This is a genomic window from Denitratimonas organivorans (genome assembly GCF_037478135.1).
Taxonomy (GTDB): Bacteria; Pseudomonadota; Gammaproteobacteria; order Xanthomonadales; family Xanthomonadaceae; genus Denitratimonas.
On record NZ_JBBHDV010000004.1, the window covers coordinates 123,895 to 140,854 of the forward strand.

The 16,960-nt window shown below is 65.4% G+C and carries 17 protein-coding genes, 1 other RNA gene and 1 pseudogene; 9 read left to right on the plus strand and 10 right to left on the minus strand.

What is annotated here, in order from left to right; genetic code table 11:
* The first annotated feature begins 120 nt into the window (after positions 1 to 120).
* Positions 121 to 1,278 carry a pyridoxal phosphate-dependent aminotransferase gene (locus WDB66_RS05935; protein WP_339397616.1) on the plus strand — a complete coding sequence of 386 codons (1,158 nt, stop codon included), beginning with the start codon at positions 121 to 123 and terminating at the stop codon, positions 1,276 to 1,278.
* A gap of 34 nt (positions 1,279 to 1,312) precedes the next feature.
* Positions 1,313 to 2,119 (plus strand): amidohydrolase, encoded by an 807-nt coding sequence (locus WDB66_RS05940; RefSeq protein ID WP_339397617.1) that lies wholly within the window; start codon positions 1,313 to 1,315, stop codon positions 2,117 to 2,119.
* Positions 2,120 to 2,212: 93 nt separating this feature from the next.
* On the opposite strand, the gene rluB is transcribed toward WDB66_RS05940, so the two are convergent.
* The 4 genes and pseudogenes from rluB to WDB66_RS05960 form a co-directional block, all read right to left on the minus strand.
* Positions 2,213 to 3,655 (minus strand): 23S rRNA pseudouridine(2605) synthase RluB, encoded by a 1,443-nt coding sequence (gene rluB, locus WDB66_RS05945; RefSeq protein ID WP_339397618.1) that lies wholly within the window; start codon positions 3,653 to 3,655, stop codon positions 2,213 to 2,215.
* Positions 3,656 to 3,848: 193 nt separating this feature from the next.
* Positions 3,849 to 4,467 (minus strand): annotated as a pseudogene (scpB, locus tag WDB66_RS05950) (SMC-Scp complex subunit ScpB); the annotation flags it as partial.
* 4 nt (positions 4,468 to 4,471) lie between these two features.
* Positions 4,472 to 5,389, minus strand: a complete 918-nt coding sequence (locus tag WDB66_RS05955) for a segregation and condensation protein A (protein ID WP_339397619.1) — start codon at positions 5,387 to 5,389, stop codon at positions 4,472 to 4,474.
* Positions 5,390 to 5,553: 164 nt separating this feature from the next.
* On the minus strand, positions 5,554 to 6,171 hold the full coding sequence (locus WDB66_RS05960; RefSeq protein ID WP_339397620.1) for an L-threonylcarbamoyladenylate synthase: 618 nt from the start codon (positions 6,169 to 6,171) through the stop codon (positions 5,554 to 5,556).
* Between the two features lie 65 nt (positions 6,172 to 6,236).
* On the opposite strand from WDB66_RS05960, the gene WDB66_RS05965 reads away from it, so the two are divergent.
* A complete protein-coding gene (locus tag WDB66_RS05965; RefSeq protein ID WP_339397621.1) occupies positions 6,237 to 6,536 on the plus strand; it encodes a YciI family protein in 300 nt (99 codons plus the stop codon).
* The gene (locus WDB66_RS05970) at positions 6,536 to 7,411 is read left to right on the plus strand and encodes a peptidylprolyl isomerase (RefSeq protein ID WP_339397622.1); all 876 of its coding nucleotides are present in this window, start codon (positions 6,536 to 6,538) and stop codon (positions 7,409 to 7,411) included. The genes WDB66_RS05965 and WDB66_RS05970 overlap by 1 nt, the downstream gene beginning before the upstream one ends.
* Before the next feature lie 40 nt (positions 7,412 to 7,451).
* Here the strand turns inward: WDB66_RS05970 and WDB66_RS05975 are convergent, their stop codons facing one another.
* Both WDB66_RS05975 and WDB66_RS05980 read right to left on the minus strand, forming a co-directional pair.
* The gene (locus WDB66_RS05975; protein ID WP_339397623.1) at positions 7,452 to 7,730 is read right to left on the minus strand and encodes an RnfH family protein; all 279 of its coding nucleotides are present in this window, start codon (positions 7,728 to 7,730) and stop codon (positions 7,452 to 7,454) included.
* Complete coding sequence (locus WDB66_RS05980) at positions 7,727 to 8,155, minus strand: type II toxin-antitoxin system RatA family toxin (RefSeq protein ID WP_339397624.1); 429 nt, start codon at positions 8,153 to 8,155, stop codon at positions 7,727 to 7,729. The genes WDB66_RS05975 and WDB66_RS05980 overlap by 4 nt, the downstream gene beginning before the upstream one ends.
* Positions 8,156 to 8,238: 83 nt before the next feature.
* On the opposite strand from WDB66_RS05980, the gene smpB reads away from it, so the two are divergent.
* Entirely contained in the window at positions 8,239 to 8,733 is a 495-nt protein-coding gene (smpB, locus tag WDB66_RS05985; RefSeq protein ID WP_339397625.1) for an SsrA-binding protein SmpB, read from the plus strand.
* Between the two features lie 199 nt (positions 8,734 to 8,932).
* Positions 8,933 to 9,286: a transfer-messenger RNA gene (gene ssrA, locus WDB66_RS05990) on the plus strand.
* Here the strand turns inward: ssrA and WDB66_RS05995 are convergent.
* Entirely contained in the window at positions 9,243 to 9,395 is a 153-nt protein-coding gene (locus tag WDB66_RS05995; RefSeq protein WP_339397626.1) for a hypothetical protein, read from the minus strand. The genes ssrA and WDB66_RS05995 overlap by 44 nt on opposite strands.
* Before the next feature lie 389 nt (positions 9,396 to 9,784).
* On the opposite strand from WDB66_RS05995, the gene WDB66_RS06000 reads away from it, so the two are divergent.
* Positions 9,785 to 12,625 (plus strand): TonB-dependent receptor, encoded by a 2,841-nt coding sequence (locus tag WDB66_RS06000; RefSeq protein WP_339397627.1) that lies wholly within the window; start codon positions 9,785 to 9,787, stop codon positions 12,623 to 12,625.
* Positions 12,626 to 12,867: 242 nt separating this feature from the next.
* Complete coding sequence (locus WDB66_RS06005; RefSeq protein ID WP_339397628.1) at positions 12,868 to 14,673, plus strand: DUF885 domain-containing protein; 1,806 nt, start codon at positions 12,868 to 12,870, stop codon at positions 14,671 to 14,673.
* Between the two features lie 92 nt (positions 14,674 to 14,765).
* Here WDB66_RS06005 and WDB66_RS06010 read toward each other — a convergent pair whose 3' ends face one another.
* The 3 genes from WDB66_RS06010 to WDB66_RS06020 form a co-directional block, all read right to left on the minus strand.
* Entirely contained in the window at positions 14,766 to 15,239 is a 474-nt protein-coding gene (locus WDB66_RS06010; RefSeq protein WP_339397629.1) for a DUF421 domain-containing protein, read from the minus strand.
* A gap of 250 nt (positions 15,240 to 15,489) precedes the next feature.
* Positions 15,490 to 16,098, minus strand: coding sequence for a hypothetical protein (locus WDB66_RS06015; protein WP_339397630.1), 609 nt, complete (start codon positions 16,096 to 16,098; stop codon positions 15,490 to 15,492).
* 133 nt (positions 16,099 to 16,231) lie between these two features.
* On the minus strand, positions 16,232 to 16,462 hold the full coding sequence (locus WDB66_RS06020; RefSeq protein ID WP_339397631.1) for a ChaB family protein: 231 nt from the start codon (positions 16,460 to 16,462) through the stop codon (positions 16,232 to 16,234).
* A 186-nt stretch (positions 16,463 to 16,648) separates the two neighbouring features.
* On the opposite strand from WDB66_RS06020, the gene WDB66_RS06025 reads away from it, so the two are divergent.
* Positions 16,649 to 16,843 carry a hypothetical protein gene (locus WDB66_RS06025; RefSeq protein WP_339397632.1) on the plus strand — a complete coding sequence of 65 codons (195 nt, stop codon included), beginning with the start codon at positions 16,649 to 16,651 and terminating at the stop codon, positions 16,841 to 16,843.
* Positions 16,844 to 16,960 lie beyond the last annotated feature (117 nt).

The window sequence follows — 16,960 nt, forward strand, 5'->3', positions numbered from 1 at the left end:
GGGCTGGCCGATAATGCGGCAACCGCCTGATGCCGTGAGCGCTGGCAACCCGGACAACCCGGATTGCCAGCGCCCGCCACGCCTAGGCTTGCCCGTTTCCATCGACCGGATCACCGCCTCATGTCCTTTGCATTGCCGCCGACCAAACTGCCCAAGGTCGGCACCACGATCTTCACCCGGATGTCGCAGCTGGCCGCCGAGCATGGTGCGCTGAACCTGGGGCAGGGCTTCCCCGATTTCCAGCCGCCGGATTTCCTGCAGCAGGCGCTGGTGCAGGCGATGCGCGAAGGCCATCACCAGTACGCGCCGATGACCGGTGTGGTGGAGCTGCGCGAACAGATCGCGGCCAAGGTCGAAGCGCTCCATGGCGCCCGGATCGACGCAGGTGCCGACGTCACCGTCACCAGTGGCGCGACTGAAGCGATCTTCGCGGCGATCCATGCGGTGGTGCGCAGCGGTGACGAGGTCATCGTGCTGGACCCGTGCTACGACTGCTACGAACCGGCGATCGCACTGGCCGGCGCGCAGGCGGTGCACGTGCCGCTGCGGGCGCCGGATTTTTCCGTGGACTGGCAGCGTGTGCGGGACGCCATCGGCCCGCGCACCCGGATGCTGATCGTCAACAGCCCCCACAATCCCAGCGGCGCGGTTTTCTCGGCGGCCGATCTGGAAGCGCTGGCCGACGTGTTGCGCGGCACCCGCATCGTGCTGCTGTCCGATGAGGTCTACGAGCACATCGTGTTCGATGGCGTGCCGCATTTCAGCGTGCTGCGCCATCCGGAACTGGCCGCGCGCAGCTTCGTGGTGTCCTCGTTCGGCAAGACCTATCACTGCACCGGCTGGAAAATCGGCTACTGCATCGCGCCACCGGCCCTGAGCGCCGAGTTCCGCAAGGTGCATCAGTACCTGACCTTCAGCACGTTCAACCCGGCGCAATGGGCGCTGGCGGCAATGCTGCGTGAGCATCCGGAACACCATCTGGAGTTGCCCGCCTTCTATCAGCAAAAGCGCGACCGGTTCCGCGAACTGCTGGCGGGCAGCCGCTTTGAACTGCTGCCGGTGGCTGGCACCTATTTCCAGCTGGCCGACTATTCGGCGATCTCCGATCAGGACGATGTGGCGTTCTGCCGCTGGCTGGCCATGGAACACAAGGTGGCGGCGATTCCGCTGTCACCGTTCCAGCACCAGCCACCGCCCGGACAGCGGCTGGTGCGTTTCTGTTTTGCCAAGGCCGATGCCACCCAGGTGGCGGCGGCGCAACGGCTGGTGGCAGTGTGAGCCGGGCCACCGGCAACGTGGGAGGAAGCAAACCATGACGACAGCTGCCAATTTGCGGGTTTCCATCGTTCAGGCCGATACGGTCTGGCACGATCCTGCCGGCAACCGTGAACTCTACGGCGCCCTGGTGCGCCCGCTGCGCCGTGAAACCGATCTGGTGGTGCTGCCGGAGACCTTCACCAGCGGTTTCAGCAACGAGGCCATCCACGATGCCGAGGACATGCACGGCGCGAGCGTGGCCTGGATGCGGCAACTGGCCGAAGACACCGGCGCGGTGATCACCGGCTCGCTGGTGATCGCGGAAGCCGGGCGCGTGGTGAACCGCCTGATCTGGGCCGAACCGGACGGCGGCCTGCGCTGGTATGACAAGCGCCATCTGTTCCGTATGGCCGACGAGCATCTGCGCTATGCCGGTGGCCATAGCCGCGAACTGTGGAGCTGGCGCGGTTGGCGCATCCTGCCGCAGGTCTGCTATGACCTGCGTTTTCCGGTCTTCAGCCGCAACCGCTGGCTGCAAGAAGAACAGCGCGCCGAATACGACCTGGCGCTGTACGTGGCGAACTGGCCCAGCCCGCGGCGCTACGCCTGGCGCACCTTGCTGCGCGCCCGCGCGATCGAAAATCTGGCCTGGGTGGTCGGGGTCAACCGCGTCGGCACCGATGACAACGGCCATGCTTACAGTGGCGACAGCGCGGTGCTGGATCCGCTCGGCATGCCGCTGGTGGATCTGGGCGCGCAGACCCAGGTGGTGACGACGGTCTTGTCGGCCGCGTTGCTGGAAGCGCACCGCAGGCGCTTTCCGGCCTTCATGGATGCCGATGACTTCAGTCTGACGCTCTGATCCGCCACGCGTGTTCAGCGCGGCGGTCGTCGCTGGGATCCCGAAAGAGGTCGGATCTTTGCTTCGACTACCGTCGAAAGGCAGTGCCGCGACTCAGCCGCGCGGCTTGTTGGAGCGCGGTGAACCATGGCCGGGGCCGCGGCTGTTGCCGCGCGGTGCGGTCGGGCCGCCGCGTCCCTTGCCACGCGGGCCCGTGCCGCGATTGCCACCCGGTCCCTGGTTCGGTGTACCCGAATACGGCGACGCACCGCGCCCGCCCGTTGCAGGTTTGCCGCCGCCACGTGCAGGACGCGGGTTGAGCGGGCCGGCGCGGCCGACATGGCGCGGCGGCGCGATCTTGCTGGTGGTGGTGACGCCTTCAGGCACGTACCAGGAACGGTGTTCGGCCGGATTCTCGAAGCCCGGTGCCGCACCCTTGGATTTGCGTCGCGGAGTACCGCCGGGTGCGGTCAGGCGATTGCCGATGTCATCGGGCACCTGGCGCTTGCCACCGCCACCTTTCTTCGGGCCGCCGCGGCCGGCACCGGCACCACCGCCGGGCTTGCCGTAACGCGGCTTGCCGGAGCGGTCTTCGCGCAGGTTGTCGAAGGCGCGTACTTCGCGCGCGGCATCGTCGCCGTAGCTGCCCTGGGTCCAGGCGCGCTGCTCGCGCGGCGCAGGACGATACTCGGCGGTCTTGGCGCGGCGCTGGCCGATCACCGGCTGCAGCGTCAGCGTGGGCTGCTCATCACCCAGACCGGCTTCACCGCGCAGCCGCTCGACCTGTTCAACCGGCAGTTCTTCGTACTGGCCGCGACGCAGCAGGCGCGGCAGGCCGACGCTGCCGTAGCGCACCCGCTTCAGGCGGCTGACCTGGAAGCCGACCGCTTCCCACATGCGTCGCACTTCGCGGTTGCGGCCTTCGTGCAGCACCACGCGGAACCAGGCATGGCTGTCGCTGGCGCCGATGCGTTCGATTTCGTCGAAGCGGGCCGGGCCATCCTCCAGCGTCACGCCACGCGCCAGCTGCTGCAGCTGGGCATCGCTGACTTCGCCGGGAATGCGACAGACGTATTCGCGGGTGATTTCGGCCGAAGGGTGCATCAGCGCGTTGGCCAGATCGCCATCAGTGGTCAGCAGCAGCAGGCCGGTGGTGTTGATGTCCAGACGGCCGACATTGATCCAGCGCGCGCCCTTGAGCGTGGGCAGGCGATCGAACACGGTCGGGCGGCCTTCCGGGTCTTCGCGCGTGGTGACTTCGCCTTCGGGCTTGTTGTAGACCAGCACGCGCGGTGCGGCGGTCTGGCCGGTGGCCACGAACACGCGGCCATCCAGTTCGACCCGGTCGCCGCTACGGACGCTGCTGCCGGTCGCGGCGACTTCGCCGTTGACCTGCACCTGGCCCTGCGCGATGCGCTCTTCCAGCGCGCGGCGCGAACCCAGGCCGGCCTGGGCCAGGACCTTGTGCAGGCGTTCTTCAAGCCCGCTGGCGGCGGCATCGCGCTTCAGCGAGAGGGTGCGGCGGTGGGGGGTGTTGTCGGGGGTGGAACGGGTCATGCGATGTGCTCCGGCGCGGTATCGGTATCGTCGTCCGCGTCCATGGGGGAAAGATCGGTGTCGGCAGTGGTGTCGGCCAGCACGGCGGCATCGCCGGGTGGCACGAGCACGGCTGCGGTGGCCGGGATGTCGGGGGAAATCACGATGTCGCCGGCGTCTTCCAGCGAAGGGGCGGGAACATCGGGCAGGTTGTCTGCATCGTCGGGATCGGCCTGTGCGGCGTCCGTCTGCGCGGGTGTGGCCTCGGAGCTGTCGCCTTCGAACGGCAGCTCGGGCTCCAGTTCGGTCAGTTCGCGCAGCTCGGAAAGCGGCGGCAATTCGTCCAGGCTCTTGAGGTTGAAATAGTCCAGGAAGACCTTGGTGGTGCCGAACAGGGCAGGGCGGCCCGGCACGTCACGGTGGCCGATGACGCGGATCCATTCGCGTTCTTCCAGCATCCGGATGATGTTGCTGCTGACCGTCACGCCGCGGATCTGTTCGATCTCGCCGCGCGTGATCGGCTGGCGGTAGGCGATCAGCGCCAGGGTTTCCAGCGTGGCGCGGGTGTAGCGGGTGGGGCGCTCGCTCCACAGCCGTGCGACCCAGGGATGCACCTCGGTGCGCACCTGGAAGCGGAAGCCGCTGGCCACTTCGACCAGTTCAATGCCGCGTTCGGCGCAGTCCTGCTGCAGCGCCTGCAGTGCGGCTTCGATCGAATCCTTGGGCGCCGGTTGGTCTTCGGGGAACAGCGCCTGCAACTGGGCCAGCGTCAACGGCTGGTTGGAGGCCAGCAATGCGCCTTCCACGATGCGCTTGATCAGGCCAGGGTCGATGGTGTCACTCATTCTCTATGGCCTCCTGGCCACCGTATTCGTCGCCACCGGCAGTTTCCGGGTCGAAGGCATCGGTTTCTTCGCCGGCCACGGCCAGCGAGCGCACATAGATCGGCGCAGCCTGGGCCTCCTGGACGATCTCCAGCAAGCGTTCCTTGGCCAGCTCCAGGATCGACAGAAAACTGACGATCACACCCTGACGGCCTTCCTCCAGCCGGAACAGGCTGTCGAAGGCGTGGAACTGGCCGTCGCCGATCTGCGCGAGCACTTCGCTCATGCGCTGGCGCACGCTCAGCACTTCGCGCCGGATCGCGTGCCGGGTGAACAGTTCGGCGCGCTTGAGCACGTCCACCAGTGCGCTCAGGAGCTCGCGCATGTCCACCGAGGGCGGTTCGCGTTCGACCCGCAGTTCCGGCACGAAGGCGTGCACCGGCACGGTGTCGCGTTCGACCCGGGGCAGGGCGTCGATGTCTTCGGCGGCCTGCTTGTAGCGCTCGTATTCCTGCAGACGGCGCACCAGATCGGCGCGCGGATCGCTTTCTTCGCCGTCTTCCTGCGGCGGGCGCGGCAGCAGCAGGCGCGATTTGATTTCGGCCAGGATCGCGGCCATCACCAGGTATTCGGCCGCCAGTTCGAAGCGCAGCTCCTGCATCACGCCAATGTAGTCCACGTACTGGCGGGTGATTTCGGCCACCGGGATGTCGAGGATGTCCAGGTTCTGGCGCCGGATCAGGTACAGCAGCAGATCCAGCGGGCCTTCGAAGGATTCCAGGATCACCTCCAGCGCATCCGGCGGGATGTACAGATCCTGCGGCATCTGCAGCAGCGGCTGCCCATGTACCAGCGCCAACGGCATTTCCTGCTGCTGTGGCGGTACCGCTGCGGTTGCATCGTTGGCGATGTCGGGCGCCTGTTGGGTCATGCGGTCGTGCGGCTCCCTCGGGCCGGCGGAATGGCAGTGCGTCGTGTTGCGCCGCGCCAGGCGGCGTCGGCAATCGCAGCGCGGGCCGCGTCAGGCGCGGATGTATGCGTGCGTAACCATCGTCATGAGGTCATCTCGTCCGGACCAGATGCACCGGGCGAAGGTCAATCAAGTTCCAGCGGATAAAACCCCTGGCGCGTCACCGTGGGCGCGTCGCCGGTGAGATCCAGGACACTCGTCGGGCCAGGCGGGCAATCGCCGGCATCGAGCATCAGATCCACATGGCGCAGCAGGCTTTCAGCGACTGCGTCGGCTTCGTGGTTGTCCAACGGTTCGTCGGGCAGCACGAGACTGGTGGTCAGCAACGGTGAACCCACGGTTTCCAGCAGGGCGCGCGTGACGGCATTGTTCGGAATGCGGCAACCAATGGCGCGGCGCTTGGTCTGCTTCAGCCGCCGCGGCAGTTCCGAGCCGGCGGGCAGGATGAACGTGATGGGACCGGGGGTCAGCGATTTGATGATGCGGAAGGCCTGATCATCGAGTTTGGCCAAGCTTCCGATCTGGCTGATCGTGTCACAGAGTAAGGTGAAAGGGTGACGCATGTCCAGCGCCCGCAAGCGTTGCACGCGCTGTTCGGCAGCGGTGGCATCGATGCCCCAGGTCAGCGAATAGCCGGCATCGGTGGGGATGACCAGCAAGGCGCCGTCGGCGATCGCACGCGCGGCCTGCGCGATGTAGCGTGATTGCGGGTTCACCGGGTGGGTCTCGAGTCGGATGCTCATCGGTACCTGGAATGGCGGAAACGGAGTCCCTATGATGCCGGGCTTTTCCCGGTGGGGATACGCGCATGTGGTACGTGATATTCGCCCGCGATGCGGACAACAGCCTGGCACAGCGGCTGGCGGCACGCCCGGCGCATCTGGAAAGGCTGACGCAACTGCAACAGCAGGGCCGCCTGCTGCTGGCCGGGCCGATGCCGGCGATCGACGCCGAAGACCCCGGCCCGGCCGGTTTTTCCGGCAGTCTGCTGGTCGCGCAGTTTGCTTCGCTGGAAGACGCCGAAACCTGGGCAGCGGCCGATCCGTATGTCGCCGCCAGGGTGTATCGTGATGTCCAGGTTCATCCATTTCTCAAGGTGTTGCCATGATGTCCGGCCCGAATTTCCCATCGAAGCTGGCGCTTGCCGTGCTGCTTGGCAGCGGCCTTGCAGCATGCGGCGGCACCGGCACGGGGCCAACCTCGGCCCAGTCCGGCCCCGAGCCGGCGATCATGTCCGAGCCGGAAGACGCGGTCGTGGTCACGGTCAACGGCGAAGCCATCAGCGAGGCGATGCTGGCGCGCACGGCACGCAACCGCGGCCTGGATCTTTCCGACCCGGCACAACGCAAGGAAGGGCTGGATCTGCTGGTGGAAACCGTGCTTTTGGCGCAGGAAGCCATCGCCGACGGCATGGCCGCGCGCCCGGATGTGCGCACCGAACTGGATCTGCTGCGGGTGCAGGCGCTGGCCGCGCGCAATCTTTCCGAAACCCGCGCCGCGATGAACCTGGATGACACGCAACTGCGCGAGTTCTACCAGCAGGTGGTTTCCCACACCGGCAACCAGGAACTGCACCTGCTCCACGCCTTGTTCGCCGAGGAGGCCGATGCGCAGGCCGCGTTGCCAGCGCTGTCGGCGGGCGCGGATTTCGATGCCTGGGTGGCCGGCCTGGACCGCAGTGCCGTGCGCGAATCCGGCGATCTTGGCTGGTTGAATCTGGCCCAGCTGCCGCCGGAACTGGCCCGGGTCGCAGTCACGCTGCCCGATGCCGGCGTCAGCGCCGAGCCGATCCAGAGCCGTTTCGGCTGGCATGTGATCCAGCGCGTGGGGTCGCGTGAATTCGCGCCGCCGCCGTTCGAGCAGGTGCGCGAAGGCATCCGCAAACAGGCCGGCGACAAGCATCTGGAAGAAAAGATCGCGCAGCTTCGCGCCCGCGCGACGATCGAACTGCCGGGCGACACAGCGGACACCGCCTCACCCTGATCCGCTTCGCGGCGGAAGGCAGGCGGCAAGAGCAGGGCGCTCAGCCGCGTGCCGCGCGCTCCCGGCGTGCGGCTTTCGGATCAATCAGCAGTTCGCGATACAACTCGATCCGATCGCCGTCGCGCAGCTGCCGGTCACCGTGGCAGCGCTGCCCGAACACACCAAACGGCAACTGCGCCGCATCCGGCCACAGCGCAAGGACCTGCGGATGCGCCAGCGCATCGGACACATGGCTGCCTTCGGGCAACAGCAGGTTGACGCGCATTTGACGCTGCGGCCAGGCCTGCACCACCTCGATGCGAAGCTGCGGCGCGCTCATGGCGTGCGCATCGCCTCGCGCACGAAATCCTCGACCATGCGGTCGGCCAAGCGCTGGAAACCCATCGCCAGCGCCGATCCGAACAGCTTGCCGGCCATCTCGAAATCCATCGTCAGCCCGACCTTGCTGCCGGCATCGCCCAACGCGGTGAACTGCCAGGCCCCGGTCAGCCGGCGGAAAGGCCCGTCGACCAGGTTCATCGTGATGCATTCATCAGGAATGAGCTGATTGCGCGTGGTGAACGAGGTGCGCAACCCGCCCATGCGCAGATCCAGCCGCGCCACCTGCACGGCTTCGTCCTGCGACAACACCTGCGCCGCCTCGCACCACTGGAAGCGACGCGGATACGCCACCACATCATTGACCAGCGCGAACATCGTCGACGCCGGGCGCGCCACCAGGGCACTGCGTTGGATCTGGGTCATGGGAATACTGAAGGCCGCAAGTTGCATCGCTCGCCGGACTGGGCCGGATCGGCGACAATCTCCGGCCTGACAGGGAAGTGAAGATGTCAAAAAAGAACGCAAAGAATAGCGGAAGCGGCAACACCACGATCGCGCAGAACAAGCGCGCCCGGCACGACTACACCATCGAAGAACGCATCGAGGCCGGAGTGGCGCTGCAGGGGTGGGAGGTCAAGGCACTGCGCGCCGGCCGTGTCTCGCTGACGGAGAGCTATGCCGTGGTGCTGAAGGGCGAACTGTTCCTGATCGGTGCCCAGATCCAGCCGCTGATTTCCGCTTCCACCCATGTCATCACCGACGCCCGCCGTACCCGCAAGCTGTTGCTGCACAAGCACGAAATCAGCCGCCTGATCGGCAAGGTGGAGCGCGACGGCTACACCCTGATCCCGCTGGCGCTGTACTGGAAGAACGGCCGCGTGAAGCTGGACCTGGCGCTGGCCAAGGGCAAGCAATCGCATGACAAGCGCCAGGCCGAAAAGGACCGCGACTGGGCCCGCGAAAAGCAGCGCACCATGCGCGCCCACAACCGCCCGGGGTGAGCAGGGCTTTCGAGCAGCAACACGGTGAACCTGCAAACGCCCACGTGTACGCAGCGCGCGGGCAGGGGAGTGAAGGCGCGAAGGGTTCATCGCGCATGAACATCATCCGCCGCGCACCTTGTGAACCCGCCGCCGCGACCCTACACTGACCAACGGAACCCGCCGCAACCTTCGAGACAAACGGCAGGTTCCCTATCCCGGGGGTGTTCTGGCTTCGACGGGGGTAGTGAGATTGTCTGGTGCATGCCGAGGGGGTGACTTTCCTCGTTAATCCAGTCGCAAACTTTTAGTTGCCAACGACGACAACTACGCTCTCGCCGCTTAAGGCGTAGCCCCGAACCCACTTGTGCCTGTGCTCGTGGATGTAGGGTCATTATCACGGGATCGCTCCTGTCCGCCGCCTGTCGGCCAGCAGCTAAAACAATCAGGCTGGTTCCCCGGCGCGCTTCGCACATCGTGCTGTCGACGGAACGAGATCCAACGGTGAGCTAAGCATGTAGTACTGGAGGTCAAGCGCCTTCGGACGCGGGTTCAACTCCCGCCACCTCCACCAATAACGAAACCCCAACCGTTCTCGGTTGGGGTTTTTTCTTGTCTTGTCGCGCCGGTTTCCATGGCAGGAAGTCCATGAGTTGGGCGAACAGGGTCTTGCCGGTGTACATGGAGGGCTCCGATCCAGGGTGGAGCGACAGCCTCTCCGGACCGGGAACTGCCGTTCAAGTCGGGGACACCCGAAAAGTGGGTTTAACTCCATGACGAAAAAGGTTTTTTAGGTGAAAGTCGGGGGCGTTAACCGGACAGTAGTGGAAGGACACAGCAAACGCTCGACCGGGGCAGGGCGCCCATCAGGATGAAGGAAGAGCCCTCAACCCGTACAAGCCGACGATCACGGCCACACTCACTGTCAGCAAATCAGCACGTTGCAGCCGCCACTCCTGTCCGCAACGGAACCGGTTCGTGCCGCCCTTAACCGGCCTGTAACACTTCCCCATCAAGGTTTCCGGATGGCCGCAAGGCCGAATCCTTCTTGTTTGCCTCCGGAAACCAGGCCATGTCCCCCAAGCTTTCCCTGATTGCGATTGCCGTGGCAACCGCGCTGACCCTCACTGTCCCGACACCGGCCACGGCGCAGCCTGCGGCACCTGCGATCACGGCTGAAGGCACCGCCGGCACCGTCACCGGTTACATCAAGGAAGCCGCGCGTGGGGTGTATCTGGATGGTGCGCTGATCACGCTCAACGGCAGCGAAGCCGTCACCCAGCGCGATGGCAGCTTCCGCATCCACGGCGTGGCGCCGGGCCAGTACACGTTGCGCGTGGACTATCTGGGCTACCAGGGCCGCGATGTGGTGATCGAGGTCGGCAGCGAGCGCGGCGTGCGGGTGGATGTGGAACTGTCCAGCACCGTCGATGCCGAGCGCCTGGGCACAATCGAAGTGCGTGCCGCACGCGGTGCGCAGGCACTGGCACTGAACCAGCAGCGCGCTTCCACCAACTACGTCAACGTGGTGTCGGCCGATCTGCTGGGCCAGTTCCCGGACAGCAACATCGCCGAATCCACCCAGCGCATCCCCGGCGTTTCGATCGAGCGCGATCAGGGCGAAGGCCGCTACGTCACGGTGCGCGGTGCGCCCAAGGAGTTCACCACCGTCACGATGGATGGCGTGCAACTGGCCAACCCGGATGCGGCAAGCCGTGGCGTGGAGTTGGACACCATCCCGGCCGACGTGATCGCTGCGCTGGAAGTCACCAAGGCGCTGACCCCGGACATGGACGGCGATGCAATCGCCGGCAACATCAACATCCGCACCCAGAGTGCGCTTGATCGTGACGGCCTGACGCTGCGCGGTTCGGCGGCGCTGGGGCGTTACCAGCTGGGTTCGGGCGACAACGAGCGCTACAACGCCACCATCGGCAACCGTTTCGGCGCCGAGGGCAATATCGGCGTGCTGCTGTCGGCCTCACGCAGCAAGCAGGAGCGTTTCACCGACAACGTCGAAGCTGTGTTCGCCGATTTCGATGGCGACATCATGCCCGAGGTGGTCGAGATCAAGGACTACGAGGGCACCCGTACCCGCAACGGCCTGACCGGCCGCTTCGATTTCCGTATCGATCCGAACAATCTGGTGTACCTGGTCGCGTCCGATTCCAACTTCAAGGACCGCGAGTTCCGCGACACGCTGGCGATCGAACTGGAGCGGCACGAAGCCGGTTCCAACGATGTCAGCGGCGTGGCCGGGCGTGCCACCTTCGACAAGGAGCTGCGCGAGCGCACCTACGACAAGACCATCCGCACCTACAGCCTCGGTGGTGAGCACTGGGTGGGCGACGCGTGGAAGATCGATTGGCAGGCGGCGCAGAGCAAGGCCGACAAGACCACCAGCCCGCGCGACCAGTTCATCTTCCGCTCGCAGGTGCGCCCGCGCCTGGCGTACGACTACAGCAATCCGGATTTCCCGAGCTGGACCATCCTGGACGTGGCCGATGCGCCGGCCAGCGGCGTCAATCTGCCCGAGGACTGGTACCGCTTCCGCCGCCTCAACCAGCGCTATGAGTACAGCGAGGAGAAGGAGAACAGCGTCCGCGTTGACCTGACCCGCGAGCAGCAGTTCCTCGGTGATTCGGGTGACATCAAGTTCGGCCTGCGGGCGCGCCAGCGCGACAAGCTGTTCGACGACGAGCGTCGCCGCAACAGCGAATCGGACGATTTCGATGCGCTGGGCATCGGTTATTCGGACATGCTGTGCAACAGCTGGTCGAACAACTTCGATTACTTCCTGACCGGCCGCCGCTTCTGCCGCGACATCTTCAGCAACCATGCCGGCGCATTGCAGGCCAGCGACAACCACGAACGGCTGATCGCCGATTCGATCACCGCCGACTACCGCGCCGCCGAGGACGTGTACGGCACCTATGTGCGGCTGGATGCGAACTGGGGCGATCTGACGATGGTGGCCGGCCTGCGCTACGAGCGCACCGAGCTGGAAGGCAGCGCGGCCGAGTTCAACGAGGAAACCGAGGAGTTCACCCCGCAGTACGCCAAGCGCGATTACGACCACTTCCTGCCGAGCCTGCACCTGCGCTACGAGCTGAGCCCGGACAGCATCCTGCGCGCCTCGTATTCGACCGGCCTGAACCGTCCGGACTTCATGCACACCGCGCCATACCGCATCCGTGGCGAAAACGTATGGGACAACATCGAGGTCGGCAATCCGGATGTGGAAGCGGCCTACGCGCACAACTTCGACATCTCCTGGGAGCGCTATCTGCGCCCGCTGGGGCTGGTCTCGGCGGCGTTGTTCTACAAGGACATCGAGGATCCGCTGTTTGTCGCCAACAGCTATGAAACCTGGGAAGTGGTGGACCCGGACGATGGCTCGCTGGATATCGTGAACCAGCGCATCACCCGCCCGGAAAACGGCGACAGCGGTGAAATCTACGGCATGGAACTGACCTGGCAGCAGACCTTCGACAGGCTGCCGGGCGCGTGGAGCGGGCTGGGCGTCTACGCCAACTACACCTGGGCCAAGTCCAGCGCCGAGCTGCCGTTCGGACTGGGCAAGACCGAGCTACCGGGCACCTCGCGCAACAACTACAACCTCGCGCTGACCTACGAAAAGGCCGGCTTCAATGCCCGCCTGGCCTACAACTACCGCTCCAGGTTCATCCAGGAATTCAATGTTTCCAGCCCGGAATTGAATATCTACTGGGACGACCGCGACAGCCTGGATTTCAGCACCAGCTACCGCTTCGCCGCCAGCTGGGCGATCTTCGGCGAGGTCAACAACATCACCGACGAACGCCAGGTCCGCTTCCAGGGCCAGCGCAACCGCGTGCTGGAAATGGAAGGCTTCGGCCGCTCCTGGCTGGCCGGCGTGCGCTACGAATACTGATTACGGAGCTGCACCGATCACGGCGCCCGCCGATATGCGGGCGCCGTGCTTTTGCGGGCAGGAAGAACGATGCGGGCAGCGCGGGGCGCGCGATACCCGAACGCACTTTGCTGTTTGCGGGCGAAGGTCCGGACTTTTCCACCGGCCGGATGCGGAATCCGGCACAAAGCCGGATTTTCCCCGCACCCGGTGGCATGATCGCGCGGCATGTCCCGCCCTCTGCGCCACCGAAGGTCCGCCTGATGAAAACCCTGTTCGCCACCTGCCTGTTTGCCCTTGCCGCGCCCGTCGCGCTGGCCTCCACCGTACCTGTCAGCGACACCGCGACAGAAGCCGCCGTCGATGCCGACGCGCAATTCACCGCGATCTACGAAAAGGAATGGACCTGGCGCCAGCGCGAGTACGGCTTGAGCCGTGAAGACGCCGATTTCTCGCGTCGCGCGCGTCTGCCCAGTGTCGATGCAGCCAGCCAGCAGGCCCGCCTTGCGATGTGGCAGGACGTGCTGAAGCAGCTCGATGCAATCGACCCGCAAACCCTGTCGCCGGCACAGCGCGTGAACTACCAGGTCTATCGCCCGCAGGTCGAAAACTTGGCGGCGGACGTGCGTCTGCGCGGCTACGAAATGCCGTTCAACAGCGATTCCTCGTTCTGGTCGAACCTGGGCTTCATGGCGCGCGGCCAGTTCCGCAATGTCGATGATTACCGCGCCTACATCGGCAAGCTCAACGACGTGCCGCGCTACTTCGAGCAGCACATCGTCAACATGCGCGCCGGCCTTGCGCGCGGTTTCAGCGTGCCACGTGCGGTGCTGGACGGGCGCGAAGTCTCGATCGCCACCGTGGCGCAGGAAAAGGACATCGAAAAGCTCACCCTGTGGCTGCCGTTCGCGCAGATGCCGGCGACGATTCCGGCCGAACAGCAAGACGCCTTGCGCAAGGATGCACGCGAGGCACTGAGCACACGGGTGCAGCCGGCCTTCACCGCGCTGCTGACCTTCTTCCACGAGGAATACGTGCCCGGCGCCCGCACCACGCTGGCGGCCGAAGCGCTGCCCGACGGCAAGGCGTATTACCGCCAGCAGATCCGCGAGTACACCACGCTGGACCTGTCGCCGCAGGAGATCCACGACATCGGGCTGAAGGAGGTCGCGCGTATCCGCGCCGAGATGGACGGAGTCATCGCGCAATCGGGTTTCGACGGTGATTTCGACGCTTTCGTGCACTTCCTGCGCACCGATCCGCAGTTCTACGCCAAGACCCCGCAGGAACTGCTCAACCACGCCGCCTGGATCGCCAAGCGTGTGGATGGCGTGATCGGGCGCTTCTTCGATCCGGTGCCGCGCGGGCGCTTCACCATCATCCCGGTGCCGGACGATATCGCGCCGTTCTGGACCGCAGGCCGTGGCGGCGCCGGCACCTACTGGCTCAACACTTACGACCTGCCGTCGCGCCCGTTCTACAACCTGCCGGCGCTGACCCTGCACGAAGCCGATCCGGGCCACGCCTTCCAGGCCGCGCTGGCACGTGAGCAGGAAGAACAGCCCGAATTCCGCCGCAACAGCTACATCTCCGCCTACGGCGAGGGCTGGGGCCTGTATGTGGAAAAGCTCGGCAAGGAAATGGGCATCTACGAAACCCCGTACCAGGATTTCGGCCGGCTCTCGTATGAAATGTGGCGCGCCGCGCGTCTGGTGATCGACACCGGCGTGCACCATCTGGGCTGGAGCCGTGACCAGGCACTGGCCTATCTGCGCGACCACACCGCGCTGTCCGAACACGAGGTCACGACTGAGGTCGACCGTTACATTTCCTGGCCGGGCCAGGCGCTGAGCTACAAGCTGGGCGAAATCGCGATCTGGAAGCTGCGTGCCGAAGCCGAGCAGGCGCTGGGCGCGGATTTCGACATCCGCGCCTTCCATAACACCGTGCTGAGCCAGGGTTCGGTGCCGCTGCCGGTGCTGGAAGCGCAGGTGCGCGACTACATCCGCGACACCGCCGACAAGGCCCGCGCCAAGAAGGATGGAAAGCAGGAAGACCAGGCCGCCTGATTCCGCTGCCAACCCGTCATCACACCGCGACGGCAGGCCTTGTCCGCCGTCGCGGTGCGGGTGCCGATCTGCGCCGGCTCAATCGTTCTGGATCAATCCTTGTCGTCGGCCTTGATCACGCTGATCTCGCCGTCCACTTCCAGGATCGCCAGCGCCGCACCGGATGGATTCTCGACCCCGTTTTCACGCAGCGCCTCTTCCAGATCGGAGCGCGGCAGGTTGTTGCGTCGCAGGACTTTCTCGAACACCTGGCCATTGCGCAGCAGCACTACCGGTTCACCCTGCACCAGCCGATCCAGGCTGCGGAAGCGGGTGCCGAGGAACGCGATCAGCACATTCAGCCCGATCAGCGTGGCGCACACCACCAGCGCACCGATTACCGATTGATCGCTGGCGGTCAGCGCGCCCTGCGTGGATTCGCCGATCAGCAGCACCACGACCATGTCGAACGAGGTGAATTCGCCCAGCGTGCGTTTGCCGGAGAGGCGCAACAGCAGCATCAGCGCGAAATAGACGATTGCCGCGCGAACGACAAATTCCCACAGCGGAAGCGAGACTGTCCACATGATGCCCGTCGTTGTCTCCTGATCCTGCCGCAGGCCGGCGCTGCCTGGCCGACGGCCCATTGCCGGCGTCGTTGTCCACGCTGCCCGCGATCAGCGATTGCCTGTCCGGGCCAGGCCGCCGGCCAGCACCCGACCCGGACATTCCGTGCAGGCGCCACGCACGCCCACATCCACGCACATCCGCCGCCGAACAGGCGATGCCCGGCACTGTTCCTGCGGCGTTGTTTGCCGCTGACGCGTATGCCAGGGCCTACAGCATCTGGCTGCGCGCCTGCTCGGCACGCGAGGCACCGATCGCGGTTTCGACGTTCTTCACCTCCTCGGGCGGCGGCAGTACCGCCGGCATCCCGAGCGCCTTGATCCACAGTTCCCGGGTCCAGCCCGTGGTGTGGTAGAGGTGATGGTCTTCCTGCTGCTCGACCGCCTCGTAGGCCTGTTTCAGCACCCGGGTCGATCCGCTTTTGGCCTCTTTGGCGAGGTGGCCGATCAGTTCCCAGTTCATATGGTCCTTGGTTTCGGCCAGCACCACGCATTCGGCCGCGACCAGTTGTGCGGCGTCGGGTTCGGCACCGGCCTTGGCCATCTTGATCGCCTCCACCAGCGAGCGGCCGTGGTGCGCGACGATCTGGCGGCCGGGCGAGTTCTTTTCCGGATCAAGGCCCAATTCCTCGAACACGTTGAGCAGGATCGCGTGATGGTTGTGCGTCTCTTCCAGATAGTCTTCCCACTCTTTGCGCAGGTCATCGTCGATCGCGCATTCCAGTGCTGCCGAGTACACATTGATACCGCCGATTTCAGTCTGCAGGGCCTGCAGGAGGAGTTCTTCGAGCTGCTTGGGGTCATAGGCTTTGGTGGCCACGATGGTGTCTCCCGGGTGGTGAAAGGCAGGGGTGAAAAGGTCCGACGCAGCACGAAAAAGCAGGTTCCATGCCATGCCTGGAGCAGCCCTGTCATGGCTACTGGCAGGCACTGATGGAAGGCGCAATCGCGGGTCAATTCCGGGCGCGCCAGCGGCCATCGGCCTGCTTTGAATAGCGCTGCTTCACTGCCGCCCAGGCCACGTTGTGCGCCACTTCCTCACGCGAATCATCGCCACGGCGGTCGTCGGGGTGGGCGTTGGTGTCCCAGGCGTTGTTGCAGGCGGACAGATAGATGTCCTGCGCGTGTGCGGGCAGCACATTGCCCACGTTGTCGGGCAAATCGCGGGGCGAGTCGTAGGGCATGGTGGCGTTCTGCAAGATGGGGGCATCAGATCCAGGCAGATGCCGTACCAGCCGCGTGCTGCCGGATTTCCCGCCCTTTGCGGGGCAGGGCGGGCGCAAAGCCTGCGCGCATGGCGGAAAACACTTCCGCAACGTGAAGGTTTTTCCTGCATCAATACCGGCATCGACCGCTTGCCGTGCTTCTGGATGGCAACCCTCGCACTGGCATGGAGACTGCTTGAATGCTGGTCGAAGTGGCGTGTCCGCCATTTCGCGGCACCACCCCGGCGCCGCCCGCCACTGGAGGCCAGGATCATGAAGAAGCGACACGCCTATGTGACCGATTCGCTGGAGATCGCCGACCGCTGCGTGAAGGAAGCGCGGCGTCTGGGGCTGTCCTGAAAGCCGGGCAACAACCATCTATGCTGTCCTGATCGGGCACAGCTGCCGTCGTCGGGGGTGCGACCATGGCCGTCGGATCGGCAGCGTCGACGAATGCATCCTTCGTCGTGCTGCCAG